Origin of the sequence: Bradyrhizobium iriomotense, from assembly GCF_018129405.1 — a bacterium.
Taxonomy (GTDB): domain Bacteria; phylum Pseudomonadota; class Alphaproteobacteria; order Rhizobiales; family Xanthobacteraceae; genus Bradyrhizobium; species Bradyrhizobium iriomotense_B.
Map to the genome: position 1 here is coordinate 12,616 of NZ_JAFCLP010000024.1, position 15,058 is coordinate 27,673.

General features: G+C 65.0%; 12 protein-coding genes. 7 read left to right on the forward strand and 5 right to left on the reverse strand.

Annotation, left to right across the window (positions count from 1 at the left end):
* Positions 1-11: 11 nt before the first annotated feature.
* A complete protein-coding gene (gene pqqB, locus JQ592_RS33105; RefSeq protein WP_211406925.1) occupies positions 12-941 on the reverse strand; it encodes a pyrroloquinoline quinone biosynthesis protein PqqB in 930 nt (309 codons plus the stop codon).
* 118 nt (positions 942-1,059) lie between these two features.
* Positions 1,060-1,140 (reverse strand): pyrroloquinoline quinone precursor peptide PqqA, encoded by an 81-nt coding sequence (gene pqqA / locus JQ592_RS33110; RefSeq protein WP_007595659.1) that lies wholly within the window; start codon positions 1,138-1,140, stop codon positions 1,060-1,062.
* 260 nt (positions 1,141-1,400) lie between these two features.
* On the opposite strand from pqqA, the gene JQ592_RS33115 reads away from it, so the two are divergent.
* From JQ592_RS33115 to tarD, 5 genes are all read left to right on the forward strand, one after another.
* Entirely contained in the window at positions 1,401-1,658 is a 258-nt protein-coding gene (locus tag JQ592_RS33115; protein WP_130365152.1) for a DUF6894 family protein, read from the forward strand.
* Between the two features lie 81 nt (positions 1,659-1,739).
* Positions 1,740-3,140: an amidase family protein gene (locus tag JQ592_RS33120; protein ID WP_211406926.1), complete on the forward strand. Its 1,401-nt coding sequence runs from the start codon at positions 1,740-1,742 to the stop codon at positions 3,138-3,140.
* 2 nt (positions 3,141-3,142) lie between these two features.
* Positions 3,143-3,619 carry a glutathione peroxidase gene (locus JQ592_RS33125; protein ID WP_211406927.1) on the forward strand — a complete coding sequence of 159 codons (477 nt, stop codon included), beginning with the start codon at positions 3,143-3,145 and terminating at the stop codon, positions 3,617-3,619.
* An 11-nt stretch (positions 3,620-3,630) separates the two neighbouring features.
* Positions 3,631-3,873 carry a DUF3297 family protein gene (locus JQ592_RS33130; RefSeq protein ID WP_035730878.1) on the forward strand — a complete coding sequence of 81 codons (243 nt, stop codon included), beginning with the start codon at positions 3,631-3,633 and terminating at the stop codon, positions 3,871-3,873.
* Positions 3,874-3,984: 111 nt separating this feature from the next.
* A complete protein-coding gene (gene tarD, locus JQ592_RS33135) occupies positions 3,985-5,154 on the forward strand; it encodes a D(-)-tartrate dehydratase (protein ID WP_211406928.1) in 1,170 nt (389 codons plus the stop codon).
* A 246-nt stretch (positions 5,155-5,400) separates the two neighbouring features.
* Here tarD and JQ592_RS33140 read toward each other — a convergent pair whose 3' ends face one another.
* Positions 5,401-6,753: a malonyl-CoA decarboxylase gene (locus JQ592_RS33140; protein ID WP_211406929.1), complete on the reverse strand. Its 1,353-nt coding sequence runs from the start codon at positions 6,751-6,753 to the stop codon at positions 5,401-5,403.
* A 298-nt stretch (positions 6,754-7,051) separates the two neighbouring features.
* The gene (locus JQ592_RS33145; protein ID WP_211406930.1) at positions 7,052-7,876 is read right to left on the reverse strand and encodes an AraC family transcriptional regulator; all 825 of its coding nucleotides are present in this window, start codon (positions 7,874-7,876) and stop codon (positions 7,052-7,054) included.
* A gap of 51 nt (positions 7,877-7,927) precedes the next feature.
* Here JQ592_RS33145 and JQ592_RS33150 point away from each other — a divergent pair, with 51 nt between their 5' ends.
* Positions 7,928-9,100, forward strand: coding sequence for an MFS transporter (locus JQ592_RS33150; RefSeq protein ID WP_211406931.1), 1,173 nt, complete (start codon positions 7,928-7,930; stop codon positions 9,098-9,100).
* A 541-nt stretch (positions 9,101-9,641) separates the two neighbouring features.
* Positions 9,642-11,903: a cation:proton antiporter domain-containing protein gene (locus tag JQ592_RS33155; RefSeq protein WP_211406932.1), complete on the forward strand. Its 2,262-nt coding sequence runs from the start codon at positions 9,642-9,644 to the stop codon at positions 11,901-11,903.
* On the opposite strand, the gene JQ592_RS33160 is transcribed toward JQ592_RS33155, so the two are convergent.
* Positions 11,900-15,052: an efflux RND transporter permease subunit gene (locus tag JQ592_RS33160; RefSeq protein ID WP_211406933.1), complete on the reverse strand. Its 3,153-nt coding sequence runs from the start codon at positions 15,050-15,052 to the stop codon at positions 11,900-11,902. The two genes, JQ592_RS33155 and JQ592_RS33160, sit on opposite strands and share 4 nt — an antisense overlap.
* Positions 15,053-15,058: the final 6 nt, after the last annotated feature.

Genomic DNA, 15,058 nt, shown 5'->3' on the forward strand with positions numbered 1-15,058 from the left:
TGACGCGGCATTCACAGCACGATCTCCGTTCCATCCCGAGGTATCTGCCAGCCCGCCTGTTCTACCATTTTCCGCTCCGGGGAGGCGGGCAGCAGCGCCGGATTCGAGTTATTGATATGCAGAAATATCTTCCTGTCGATATCGAGATCGGCAAGCCGCGCGATCGCGCCGTCGGCGCCGGACATCGCAACATGGCCCATGCTCTTGCCGGTCTTGTGGCCGAGCCCGGCCCTGATCATCTCGTCGTCCCGCCAGACCGTTCCGTCGAAGAACACCAGTGCGGCGCCATCGATCTCGGCCTTGAGCGCATCGGTCACCTCGGCACAGGCGGCGATGAAGTAGAAGCACTTGCCCGTGGCCTTGTCGGTGATCTTCAGCCCCAGCGTATCTCCGTCGCCGGTCTCGCCGCCCGGATGCGCCTTGCCTTCCAGATACCAGGCCGATTTGCCTGGGACGGCGAACGGCAGCACTTCGAGTCCCGAGCGCGTGCCGTCGGGCAACCGCGGCTCGAACGGCTCGCTGATCCCAATCGGCTGGCGCCGCACGTTCTTCTCGTTCAGCACGTTGAAGATGCTGTTGCTGGCAAGGATCGCCAGCACCTTCTCATGCGCATAGACCGTGAAGGGCGAGCCCTCGCGCATCGACAGCAGGCCGGCCACGGCATCGACTTCGCCGTTGGTCAGGATCACGCCCGCAACCGGCGTATGGCGCAGCGCGCCCGCCTTGGGATGCAGTTGCGGAGTGGCGTTCAGTTGCTGGCGAAGATCGGGCGAGGCGTTGATCAGGAACCAGTGCTCGCCATCGCCGCTGAAGGCAACCGAGGCCTGGGTTTTATGGAGCTCATGTCCATTCGCACGGGCCGCGCGACAGCCCTCGCAGCCGCAATTCCATTGCGGCACTCCGCCGCCGGCCCCTGCGCCCAGGACGACGACGCGAAGCATGTTACGTCTCCTGGAGGCAACGTCGCGAGGTGGATCTCAGGCCGACACTGTTTCCTACGTCCGGAAACCTATCGTGACCGCAAGAACCACCTGCGCAGAACGCGTACTCGCCAGCCGCTCACTTGCGGGTGGCGCTCACATACATGTTGATTTCCATGCCGCAGGGCACTTCGACGATCTTCGGGGCTTTCCAGGCCATTTGGCTCTCCATTTTCGTGAATTCGGACGTATCCGCCCGCAGATAAATTAATGCGGGCGGAGAAGTTCGCCAGTGAAATTTTCCCGACCTAGGTAGTAGGCTGGCGGAATTGTTGCATTGCAAAGAGAGCGCATTGCGGCCGCAAAGATGAGCGAATGACTGCGCAAAATAGCCGATAGGTCGTGATCCCTGTCGGGATAAACCAGTTGTGAGTATGAAACGGCTTCCAATCGACGACAGGCGACCCCATTGGATCAGGCATGCCCAGATATTTCTTCAACACCCGTATCGGCGACGAATTGATCGTGGATCCTGACGGCGAGGACCTGCGCAATCCCGATCGCGCCTGGGAGGTCGCCCGCCAGATGATCCTCGAGGTCCTGAAATCGGAAGGAACCCAGCCGGCCCTGTTGGAGGCGGTCATCGAGGTCACCGATTCCGACGGGGAGATCGTGTTGGAGTTCCCCTTCACCGAGGCGCTGCTGGACATGCCGGACCAGTCGGCGACGAGGCATTAGCTCCCACCTTCGCCCCTGCGAAATCCGCATGGCTTTGCCGCGTTCCCGGCGTTAAAAGACGCCGGTCATACGGAGCAAGCCATGCAAGATCTCTGGCGCCTGTCGGCCGCCGACCTCGCCACCCTCGTCAGGTCCAAAAAAGTGTCCGCCAGGGAGGCGGCCAAGGCCGGCCTCGACCGCCTGGACGCGGTCAACCCCGCGCTCAATGCCGTGATCGACCATCGCCCGGGCGATGTGCTCAAGCAGGCCGACGCCGTCGATGCCGCAATTGCCAGGGGCGAGGACCCCGGCGTACTCGCCGGCGTGCCCGTCACCATCAAGGCCAATGTCGACCAGGAGGGCTTTGCCACCACCAACGGCCTCAAGCTGCAGCGCGATTTGATTGCGCGCGAGGACAATCCGGTGGTCGCCAATTTCCGCAAGGCCGGCGCCGTCCTGCTCGGCCGCACCAACTGCCCGGCCTTTTCCTATCGCTGGTTCACCACCAACCTGGTCCATGGCGACACCAGGAATCCCCGCGATGCCTCGCTGACGCCGGGCGGCTCCTCCGGCGGCGCCGGCTCGGCGGTCGCGGCCGGCATCGGCCACATCGCCCACGGCACCGACATTGCCGGCTCGATCCGCTACCCCGCCTATGCCTGCGGCGTGCACGGCCTGCGCCCGACGCTCGGCCGCATCCCCGCCTTCAATCCGGTGCTGCCGGAGCGCCCGATCGGGCCGCAGATCATGGCGGTGTCGGGACCGCTGGCCCGCACCGTGAACGATCTGCGCATCTCGCTCGAAGCGATGTCGGCCCGCGACATCCGCGATCCCTGGTATGTCCCGGCCCCGCTGGAAGGTCCCGCGCGGCCGAAGCGTGCCGCGCTCTGCCTCAACCCGGACGGGCTCGCGACCACGCCGGAAGTGAAGGCCGCGGTGAGCGATGCCGGCAAGCGCCTGGAGCGCGCGGGCTGGACCGTCGATGTGATCGAGAACACTCCGCCGATGCGCGAAGCGGTCGAGTGGCAGATCAAGCTGTGGCTCGGCGACGGCTACGAGGCGCAGCTGGAGATGGCCGAGCGCGAGGGCGATCCCGGCGCGCTGGCGTGCCTGCGCGGCAATCGCAGCAGGGTGACGCCGATGGATCAGGCGGACTTCGCCAAGGCGCTGACCCGAAGAGCCACGCTGACCCGCGACTGGATGCTGTTCTTCGAAAAATACGCCGTGGTGCTGACGCCGGTCTCCGGCGAATTGCCGTTCCCCGATCATCTCGACCGCAAGGACGAGGAGTCCTTCAAGCGCGTCTGGGAAGCGCAGATGCCGCAGATCGCCACGCCCTTCATGGGATTGCCGGGCCTTGTGGTGTCCACCGGCCTCGTCGGCAAGACGCCCGTCGGCGTGCATATCGTCTCCGGCCGTTATCGCGAGGACCTCTGTCTGCTCGCGGGCGAGGCGATCGAGGCCGGCGGCGTGCCGCCGTCGCCGATCGATCCCGTGGGTTAGCGATGTCCGTGATCTACGACTTCAAGGCCAACTCGCTTGCCGGCGAGGAGGTGCCGATGCGCCGGTTCGAAGGGCAGGTGCTGCTGATCGTCAACACCGCGAGCAAATGCGGCTTCACGCCGCAATATCGCGGCCTCGAGGATCTCTATCGCGATCTCTCCCCGCGCGGCTTTTCTGTGCTCGGCTTTCCCTGCAACCAGTTCGGCGCACAGGAGCCGGGGCAGGCGAGCGAGATCCAGGAATTCTGCTCGACCCATTACGACGTCACCTTCCCCCTGTTCGAGAAGATCGACGTCAACGGCGCCAATGCGCATCCCCTGTATGAGTACCTGAAACGTCAGCAATCCGGCCTGCTGGGCGCCTCCATCAAATGGAATTTCACCAAATTCCTGGTGGACCGTGCCGGCAAGGTGATCGCGCGCTACGCGCCGACCGCCCGGCCCGAAGGATTGCGGCAGCAAATCGAGACCCTGTTGTGAGCGAGACAATCATGAGCGACGAATTTCCGGACCGCCTGTCGGTCGATCCGAACAGCCCGTACTACAACGCGGACATCCTGGCGCGCGACGTCGGCATCCGCTTCAAGGGCATCGAGAAGACCAATGTCGAGGAGTACTGCATCAGCGAAGGCTGGGTCCGCGTCACCGCAGGGAACGCCAAGGACCGCTACGGCAACCCGCTGACCATCAAGGTGCATGGTCCGGTCGAGCCGTATTTCAGGGATAAGAAATAGTTCACCGTCATTCCGGGGCGATGCGAAGTATCGAACCCGGAATCTCGAGATTCCGGGTCTGGTCCTTCGGACCATCCCGGAATGACGCACTAACAAATCGAAGGCCACCCCATGTCCGTCCGCATCGTCGACGTCCGCGAGATCACAAAACCGATCTCGTCCCCGATCCGCAACGCCTATATCGATTTCACCAAGATGACGACGAGCCTCGTTGCCGTCGTCACCGATGTCGTGCGCGATGGCAAGCGCGTCGTTGGCTACGGCTTCAACTCCAACGGCCGCTACGGGCAGGGCGGCCTGATCCGCGAACGCTTCGCCTCGCGCATCCTGGAGGCCGATCCGAAGTCGCTGCTCGATAGCGCCGGCGACAATCTCGACCCCGACAAGGTCTGGGCCGCGATGATGACCAACGAGAAGCCGGGCGGCCATGGCGAGCGCTCGGTCGCTGTCGGCACCATCGACATGGCAGTGTGGGATGCGGTGGCGAAGATCGCCGGCAAGCCGCTGTTCCGCCTGCTCGCCGAACGCCACGGCGTGACGGCCAATCCGCGCGTGTTCGTCTATGCCGCCGGCGGCTATTACTATCCCGGCAAGGATCTCTCGATGCTGCGCGGCGAGATGCGCGGCTATCTCGATCGCGGCTACAACGTCGTCAAGATGAAGATCGGCGGCGCGCCGATCGACGAGGACCGCACCCGCATCGAGGCGGTGCTGAAGGAGATCGGCAAGGACGCGCAGCTCGCTGTCGACGCCAACGGCCGCTTTAACCTCGAGACCGGCATCGCCTACGCCAAGATGCTGCGGGATTATCCCTTGTTCTGGTACGAGGAGGTCGGCGATCCCCTCGACTACGCGCTGCAGGCAGCCCTCGCCGAATTCTATCCCGGCCCGATGGCGACAGGCGAGAATCTCTTCAGCCACCAGGACGCCCGCAATCTGATCCGCTATGGCGGCATGCGCCCCGACCGCGACTGGCTGCAATTCGACTGCGCGCTGTCCTACGGCCTCTGCGAATACCAGCGCACGCTGGAGGTGTTGAAGACCTACGGCTGGTCGCCCAGCCGCTGCATCCCGCACGGTGGCCACCAGATGTCGCTCAACATCGCCGCGGGCTTAGGCCTCGGCGGCAACGAAAGCTACCCCGACCTGTTCCAGCCCTACGGCGGCTTCCCCGACGGCGTTCGCGTGGAAAACGGCCACATCACCATGCCCGACCTCCCCGGCATCGGCTTCGAAGGCAAGTCCGACCTCTACAAGGAGATGAAGGCGCTGGCGGAGTAGGGTGTGCGCGCTGGGGTACGATGGCCGCGCCACACACTCGGTGTCGTCCCGGACAAGCGCGCCTTAAGCGCGCGCAGATCCGGGACCCATAACCCCAGGGAGAAGTCGTCTCTTGAAGCTGACAACTCCGAGTCCTCGTAACCACGCTGTCCTGTGGTTATGGGTCCCGGATCAGCGCTTCGCTCTAGACAACGCTACGCGTTGTCTAGAGCTACGCTTGTCCGGGACGACGACTGAGTATGTGGCCTACGACAACCGCATGTCCAGCAACCGCCGCCCTTCGCCCTTGAGCAGCTTCTTCACCGCGCTGGACGCCACGACCTCGCCGTCATTGGCATAGGCCTCGTGGTTCTTCTCGATGTCGTCGAGGCGGTAGAGGTAGTTCACCATCACGCCGGCGGACTCGCGCACGCCCTTCGGCGAGAGGTCGCCGAGCCAGTTGATGCGTTCGAGTCTTGCGCCGTTGCCGAGATGGAAGCGGGCGACGGAGTCGATCAGCCGGCCCTTGGGCGTGCGCGCCTTCAGGAAATAATAGGCGGCGAGCGGCTCCAGCACGCCGCGGAGCAGCGTCGTCGTCTCGGGGCTCTCGAACCATTTGGGATCGTCGAGGCGCTTCAGCACCTCGCGGTCCTCGTCCGACAGCGGCAGATCCTTGTCCTGCTTCACCCATTGCATGAAGCTGGGCACCGGCGACAGCGTCACGAAGCTGTCGAGCTTCGGCAACTCGCGGCGCAGCTCCTCCACCACCTGCTTGATCAGGAAGCTGCCGAAGGAGATGCCGCCAAGGCCGCGCTGGGTGTTGGAGATCGAGTAGAACACGGCCGTGCGCGCGCGCTCGATCGGCAGATACTGGCGGTCGACCGCGAGCAGCGGCGCAATCGCGCCGGGGATCGTCTCGGTCAGCGCCACCTCGACGAAGATCAGCGGCTCGTCGACCATCGCGGGATGGAAGAAGGCGTAGCAGCGGCGGTCGACCGGATCGATGCGGCGGCGCAGATCGTCCCAGTCGCTGATCTCGTGCACTGCTTCGTAACGGATGATCTTTTCGAGGATGTTGGCCGGGGTCGACCAGTCAATCCGGCGCAGCACGAGAAACCCCCTGTTGAACCACGAAGAGAGGAGATGCGAGACGTCGCGATCGAGCGCGGCGAGATCGGTGTGCCCGTTCATCATGCCGAGCAGGTCGGCGCGCATGGCAACGAGATCGCCGGTGCCGCCGGGCGCCCGGTTGAGGCGGCGGATCAGCTCCTGCCGCCGCGGCTCCGAGGCGAAATGCAGCGAGCTTGCGTCCTCATCCGTCGGCTTGGCGCGCCACTTCTCGATCGCCTGGGACAGGCGTTCCCGGTCCGGGCCGAAATCGCGCACCAGCGCCTCGAAGAAGGCGCGGCGTCCCGCCGCATCGAGATCCCTGTAGAGATCGAGCACCTCGCGTGCCATGGCCGTGCCGGAGGCTTCGCCCCGGCCCGACAGCAGCGCGTTGCAGAGTTCGACCAGCCCGTCGGCATCCTGTCTGGTGTCCGTGCTGTCTCCGCGGCGAAGCAGCGTGCGGCCGCGCTCGGAGATGGTGGCGAGCAGGTCGGAGAAGAAGGCGTTGGCCATCTGGACTTTTCGAATCCGGTTTTGTGCGGTGCCGAAGCTTACACGGGATTTAGGCGGAAGCCGATCACAATCAAGCAGGGGAATGCGGCATCTTTAGTTGGGCCGTGCGTTTGGAGAATGGTGTCATGCCGGGTGAGGGCCGTGATACTGCGTGGGCGTGGTCACCCCGAAACGCGCTGTCATGCCCCGCGCAGGCGGGGCATCCAGTACGCCGCGGCCCATCGGTTCAATCACCAGCGCTGGTGGAATACTGGATTGCCTGCCTTCGCGGGCAATGACTCCGAGTTTGGAGTGAAAGTTACCCCTTCCCCGCAAACTCCGTCGGCGTCCGCCCCGTCACCTGGCGGAACGCGGCCGAGAATGCCGGCATGCTGGCATAACCGAGCTGGGTCGCGAGCTGCTTCACCGACACGCTCGCATCCATCGATATCAGCTGGATCGCCGCCGCAATCCTCGCGCGCTGGCACCAGCTCTTGAAGCTCAGTTGCGTCTCGCTCGAGAACAGCCGTGACAGCGTGCGCGCGGAGGTTCCGACCTCGCGCGCCAGGGTGTCGATGTCGTGCAGGTCGGTGGGATCGTCGAGCACGATCATCGCGGCGCGGCGGCAGCGCGGCTCGCGCGGCAGCGGCAGGAAGGTCGCGGAATCCTCGGCCTGGTGCAGTTCCAGCATCACCAGGCGGACCAGCAGCTCGGTGCGCTCTTCGGTGTTACGCGCGTCGAACAGCGCCAGGATCGCTTGATTGAGGAGCGGCGACACCCGCACCACGAATTCCCGGGTCAATCCCTCATAACGCTTTTCGCGCTTGAGCCAGGTCAGGTCGAAATACAGCGTGCGCATCTCGATATCGGCGAGCAAGTCGAGGGCGTGCTCCAGCCCGGCCGGCACCCAGACCGCGCGGTCCGGCGGCACCAGCCAGCGTCCCCCGGGCGTCGTCACCTGCATGGTGCCGCGTGCCGCATAGATCAGCTGCGCCTCGCGATGCATGTGCAGATCGATCCGCATGCCCTTGGGATAATCGCGGGCGACCAGATGCACACCCGCGGGCGAGCGATGGTTGCTCTGGACCTCCCTCAGGATTGGCGTTTCCAAGATTGGCGTTTCCAAGACAGTCATTGGCAGCATCCCGTCATGGGTCCGACATATAACTCATTTTGGAATAGGAGAGGATTCGTAATGAACAGCCCCAGCCGGGTCATCAGTTTCGTCAATGCAGGCCATTTCATCGACCATTATTCGATGCTGATCTTTGCCGCCGCCGTGATCATCATGGGTCCGGCGCTCGGCATGGCCTATTCGGAGCTGCTGCCTTACGCGACGCCGGGCTTCATCGCTTTCGGTGCGGGCTCGCTGCTCACCGGCTGGCTCGGGGACCGCTGGAGCCGCCGCCACATGATGCTGATCTTCTTCGTCGGCATTGGTGCCTCCATGATCTCCGTCGGCTTCGTGCAGACACAGGTCGAGCTCGGCGCCGCGCTGCTCGCGATCGGCATCTTCGCCTCGATCTATCATCCCGTCGGCACCGCCATGATCGTGTCCTATGCCGACCGGCTCGGCCGCGAGATGGGCATCAACGGCGTCTGGGGCAATCTCGGCGTCGCCTCCTCGGCGCTGGTGACCGGCGTGATCGGCCAGTATCTCGGCTGGCGCTTTGCCTTCATCGTTCCCGGCGTGGTCACGGTCCTGATCGGCATCGCCTTCGCGATGAGCGTCGTGCACGAGGACCGCAAGGGCTCAAAGCAGGCGGCGGCCCAGGCGCGGGTGGCAAAACAGGACATGTGGCGCGTGATCCTCGCGTTGCTGATCGTCGTGATCGCGATCTCCACGACCTTCAACGCCGTCACCGTGGCGCTGCCAAAACTGTTCGCGGAACGGCTTGCGGATCTCACCAAAAGCCCGGCGCGGCTCGGGGTGATCGCGGCCTGCGTCTACGTGTTCGGTGCGATGACGCAGTACACGATCGGCCGGCTGCTCGACCGCTATTCGCTGAAGACGGTGGCGCTGCCGCTGTCCTTCATGCTGGCGCCGTTCCTGTACCTCGCCGCCAGCCTGAACAATCTGCCGCTGATACTGGTCTCGATCGGCATCGTCATGGGCGCGTTCGGGCAGGTCACGGTGAACGATGCCATGGTCGGCAAGTACACCACGGAAGAATGGCGTTCGCGCGCCTATGCCGTGCGCTATTTCGTCGGCTTCACCGCGGCCGGCGCCTCCGTCGGCCTGGTCGCCTGGCTCTACGAGCAGGGCGGCTTCGTCACCATGCTGCATGCCTTCGCCGCACTCTGCCTGCTCGCAATCGCCGCCGCGCTGATCCTGCCCCGCGAGATCAGGACGCCGCAGACGGCGTGAGGAGGCGCCCTCGTGTCCCGGACAAGCGCGCCTCGAGCGCGCGCCGATCCGGGGCCCAGAAGCTGCGAATTCCGGTGTCCCATGGGCCCCGGCTCTGCAGCGCACCGCCAAAGGGGCGCTGCGCTGCGTCCGGGGCACGAGCGGGGCGTAGGGCCGAGACTCTCACCACGCCGTCATTGCGAGCGCAGCGAAGCAATCCAGAATCGTTCCGCAGCGACAGTCTGGATTGCTTCGCGGAGCCTGTCATCGGGCCGCGCTTCGCGCGGACCCGGTGGCTCGCAATGACGGGGGATGAGGAGGGAGAGGCACCCTGCCCATGCCACCCATGATGCCATTCTGCCCCTGTTTTGCCCGACGGAGCAAGCCGTTTCGGTATAGCCGAAATTTTCTCGAGCTTTTTCAACGCCTCTCTACTGTGCATGGGGTTGTTTTCGCACTTTTTGTTTTCGCCCCCCTTTAACCCGCCGCGCGCGGCGGAACCCGCGCCGCCTCCCGCGGGTTCTATCCTCTGTGGGGCAGATGAAGGGGAAAAGACACCTGCATGCAGTGGAGCCTGCTCCGGCCGGTTGGCCTCGTCCCCGCGGCGCTTGTGCTCACCACGGTTGCGGCCGGTGCCGAAGGCGGCAAATCGGCCGGCCCCTCCGAGTCCCTCCTGATTCTGCAGATCGTGCTGTTGATCGTCGTCGGCCGCGGCCTCGGCGAGATGATGCAGCGCATCGGCCAGCCCTCGGTGATCGGCGAACTGCTCGCCGGCATCCTGCTCGGGCCGTCGCTGCTCGGCTGGGTCTGGCCGGAGGCGCAGCACGCCATCTTCCCCAAGACGCCCGAGCAGAAGGCGATGATCGACGGCATCGCCCAGTTCGGCATCCTGCTGTTGCTGTTGCTCACGGGCATGGAGACCGACCTCAAGCTGGTCAGGAGGGTCGGCAAGGCCGCGATCGCGATCTCGATCGCCGGCATCGTCGTGCCCTTTGCTTGCGGCTTTGCCCTCGGCGAGTTCCTGCCGGACGCGCTGCTGCCCGATCCGCACGCGCGCCTCGTGGCCTCGCTGTTCATGGGCACGGCGCTGTCGATCTCCTCCGTGAAGATCGTCGCCGTGGTCGTGCGCGAGATGAATTTCATGCGCCGCGATGTCGGGCAGATCATCGTCGCGACCGCCGTGATCGACGACACCATCGGCTGGATCATCATCGCCGTCATTTTCAGCCTGGCCTCGCACAACACGCTGGATCTCGGCTCGGTGGCGAAAGCCGTGCTGGGCACGGTTGTCTTTCTCGCCGTCAGCTTCACCATCGGCCGGCGCCTGGTGTTCCAGCTGATCCGCTGGGCCAACGACACGCTGGTCAGCTCCGCACCCGTCATCACGGTCATTCTGCTGCTGATGGGCACGATGGCGCTGATCACGCACCTGATCGGCGTGCACACCGTGTTAGGTGCCTTCGTCGCCGGCATCCTGGTCGGCGAATCGCCGATCCTGACCCGGCAGATCGACGAGCGCCTGCGTGGCCTGATCTCGAGCTTCTTCATGCCGGTGTTCTTCGGTCTCGCCGGCCTTGCCGCCGATCTGTCGGTGCTGCGCGATCCCAATCTCCTGATGCTCACCGGCCTCTTGGTCGTCATCGCCAGCGTCGGCAAGTTCGGCGGCGCCTTCGTCGGGGGCACATTGGGCGGGCTGAACACTCGGGAGTCGCTCGCGCTCGCCAGCGGCATGAACGCGCGCGGTTCGACCGAGGTGATCATCGCCACCATCGGCCTGTCCATCGGCGTGCTCAGCCAGAACCTGTTCACGATGATCGTCACGATGGCGATCGTGACCACGATGGCGATGCCGCCGATGCTGCGGGCGGCGCTGGCCAGGCTGCCGATGAACGCAGAGGAGAAGGAGCGCCTCGAGCGCGAGGAATTCGAGAAGCGCGGTTTCGTCGCCAACCTCGAACGTCCCTTGCTCGCCGTCGACGAGAGCGTCAACGCCACCTTTGCCGCCCACGTCGCTGGCCTGATCGCCGGCATGCGCGGCCTGCCGATCACCGTGCTGCATGTCGGCAAGCGCGCTGCGGAGCAGGAGAGGGGCCGCGACGAGGAGGAGAGCCATGAAGCCGTGGTGAAGCGGGCGGCCGAAACGGTGGCTTCCGATCCCGCGGCCGGGAACGTCGATGTGACGACGCGGATTCGCAGATCGGACCTCGGCGAAGCAGTCGGCGAAGAGGCGAAGAAGGGCTTCGATCTCCTCGTCGTCGGCATCGACAAGGTCATCGCGACCAAGGATCGTTTCGACAGGAAGGTCGAGGACATCGCCGCCGAATTCGAAGGGCCGCTCGCGATCGTGGTGGCCAAGGGGAGCCACCTGAAGCAGCCGGTGCCCGACGGGCTCAACATTCTCGTCCCGGTCTCCGGCAGCGCCGTCTCCAAGCGCGGCGCCGAGGTCGCGGTCGCGCTGGCGCAGGCCGGATCAGGCTCGCTGCGTGTGATCTATGTGGCGACGACGCGGGACAAGGGCGCACAACGCGGGGTGTCCCGTGGCCTCAGCCAGGAAACGGGCATCCTGAAGGACGCCAGCGATCTTGCCGCCCGCTACGACGTCGATATCACCACGACGCTGCGCGTGAACCGATCGCCGGAGGCTGCGATCCTGCGCGAGATCGACACCACCGACGTCGATCTCGTGGTCATCGGCGTCGACCGCATCCAGGCCGATCATCTCTCCTTCGGCGGTGTCGCCGACGCCGTGCTGAGGCAGTCGAAGGTCTCGGTGCTGCTGGTCTCGAGCGGCGAGGCGCGTCAGGCATCGGCGAAGAAGGCTTAAGGCTTCACCTCAGCCACCGCCTTCGGCGCTTTCTTCGAGGCGCGCCAGTTCTCGAAGCGCTGCACCACCACGAAGAAGGCCGGCACGAACAGCACCGCGAGACAGGTTGAGGCCAGCATGCCCGAGAACACGGTGATGCCGATCGACTTGCGGGCGCTGGCGCCGGCGCCGGTCGCGAGCACCAGCGGCACGACGCCGAGGATGAAGGCGAACGACGTCATCAGGATCGGGCGGAAGCGGGCGCGCGCCGCCTCGATCGCCGATTCCAGGATCGGCTTGCCGTCGCGGACGTGCAGCTCGAGCCCGACCTCGACGATCAGGATGGCGTTCTTCGCCGACAGCGCGATCAGGAGGATCAGGCCGATCTGGCAATAGAGGTTGTTGTCGATCTTGAGGCCGCTCAGGATCAGCATCGGCCCGATCAGCGACAGCGGCACCGCGAGGATCACCGAGATCGGCGCGTACCAGCTCTCGTACTGGCCGGCGAGCACGAGATAGACCAGCAGCATGGCAAGCCCGAACACCCAGTAGATCTGGTTCGAGACCGCCTTCTCCTGATACGACATCGCGGTCCATTCATAGCCGGTGCCGGGCGGCAGCGTCTTGTCCGCGATCTCCTCCATCAGCTTCAGCGACTGGCCGGAGGAGTAGCCCTGCGCCGGCAGGCCGATGATGGTCGAGGAGGGATAGAGATTGTAGAGGCTGATCAGCGACGGACCCGTCGCCGGCGTGATGGTGGCGACGGTGCCGATCGGGATCATGTCGCCGTTCGAGTTGCGCACCTGCATGTTGGCGATGTCGCGCTCGGTGACGCGGAACGCTGGATCGGCTTGCGTATAGACCTGAAATACCCGGCCGAATTTGTTGAACTGGTTGACATAGGACGAGCCGAGATAGGTCGATAGCGCCGAGAACACCTGGTCGGTGGTGACGTGCAGCGTCTGGGTCTTGATGCGGTCGATCTCGACGTTGAACTGCGGCACCGACGAGCGGAACGAGGACTGCACGCGCTGCAGCGCGCTTTGGCTCTGGCCGTTACTCACCATCGCCCCGGTGATCGCCTGCAGCTTGGCGAAATCGCTGTTGCCGTCGCGCAGCTCGACCTGCATCGAGAAGCCGGCCGCGTTGCCGATGCCCTGGATCGGCGGCGGAGGTAGCACGATGGTGCGCGCCTCCATGATCACAGCGAGCTTGTCGTTGAGGCCAAAGACCAGCGAGCGCAGATCCTCGCCGGGCCCTTTGCGCGCATCCCAATCCTTCAGGATGATGTAGGCGACGCCGGCATTGGCAAGGCTCGCGCTGCTGTCGAGCGCGGAGATGCCGGCGATGGTGATGACCTGCGCCACGCCCGGCGTCTCCTTGACGATGTCGGCGGCCTTGTCGAGCACCTTCTGGGTCCGCTCCAGCGAAGCGCCGTCGGGCAGCTGGATGGCGGCGATCAGGTAGCCCTGGTCCTCGATCGGCAGGAATCCGGTCGGCACCCGCGACAGGCCGTAGCCGCCGATCCCGATCAGCACCAGCGCGATCGCGACCGACACCGTGGCGTGCCTGACCAGGAAGGTGATCAGCCGCGTGTAGCCGCGCTCGACCCGGTTATAGACGTTGTTGAAGCCGCGATAGAAGAAGTTGCGCTGCTCCGGCGGCACCGCCGGCCGCAGCCACAGCGCGCATTGCGTCGGCTTCAAGGTCGCCGCGTTGATGGCGGACAGCAGCGCGGTCGCCGCGATCACCAGCGCGAATTGCGAATAGATGCGACCAGTCAGGCCGGCGAGGAACGAGGCCGGCAGGAACACCGAGATCAGCACCAGCGTGATGCCGACGATCGGCGCGAACAGCTGGTCCATCGCCCTGATCGCGGCGTCGTGGCCGTTCATGCCCTGCTCGATATTGTGCGCGGCGCCTTCGACCACCACGATGGCATCGTCGACGACGATGCCGATCGCGAGCACGATCGCAAACAGCGTCGACATGTTGATGGTGAAGCCGAGCGCCGCCATCGCGGCGAAGGCGCCGATGATGGTGACCGGCACCGTCGTCGCCGGCACCAGCATCGCGCGCCAGTCCTGCAAGAAGACGAGGATCACGACCAGCACCAGAAGGCCGGCCTCGATCAGGGTCATGTAGACCTCGTGCACCGAGGCCTCGACGAATTTGGTGGTGTCGAACGGCGTGTCGTATTTGATGCCTTCCGGGAAGCGCTTGGCGAGCTCCGCCATCTTCTTCTCGACGGCCTGCTCGACCTGGAGCGCGTTGGCGCCGGGCGACTGGAACACGCCGATGCCGGTGGCGGGCTGCTTGTTGAGCGAGAAGATCTGGCTGTAGGTCTGCGCGCCGAGCTCGACCCAGCCGACGTCGCGCACCCGCGTGACGTCGCCGCTGGTCCCGGTCTTGACGATGATGTTCTCGAACTGGGTGGTGTCGTCGAGCCGTCCGTTGACGTTGAGCGTGTACTGGAACGCCTGGCCCGGCGGCGTCGGCGGCGCGCCGACCTGCCCGGCGGAGACCTGCTGGCTCTGCTGCTGGATCGCGTTGATGACGTCCTGCGGCACGAGGCCACGGACTTGCAGCTTGTTGGGGTCGAGCCACACCCGCATCGAATACTGGCCGGCGCCGAACACCGTGACGTTGCCGACGCCGGGCAGGCGGGAGAGCTCGTCGCGGATGTTGATGGTGGCGTAGTTGCTCAAATAGAGGCTGTCATATTTGGCCTCGGGCGAGGTCAGCGTCACGAACAGCAGGATCGAGGTCGATTTCTTCTGGACGGTGACGCCCTGGTTCTGCACCGACTGCGGCAGCTGCGCGAGCGCGCTGGAGACGCGGTTCTGCACCAGCACCTGTGCGAAGTTCAGGTCGGTGCCGATCTTGAAGGTCACGGTCAGCGTGTAGGTGCCGTCGGAGCCGCTGTAGGACTGCATGTAGAGCATGTCCTCGACGCCGTTGACTTGCTGCTCGATCGGCAAGGCAACCGTGTCGATCACGGTCTTGGCGCTGGCGCCGGGATAGCGCGTGGTGACCTGCACCGTCGGCGGCACCACGTCGGGGTATTGCGCGACGGCGAGGTTGAACAGCGCGACGCCGCCGATCAGGATCATCAAGAGCGCGATGACGTTCGAGAGGACCGGCCGCTCGATGAAGAACTTTGAGATCATGGCCGG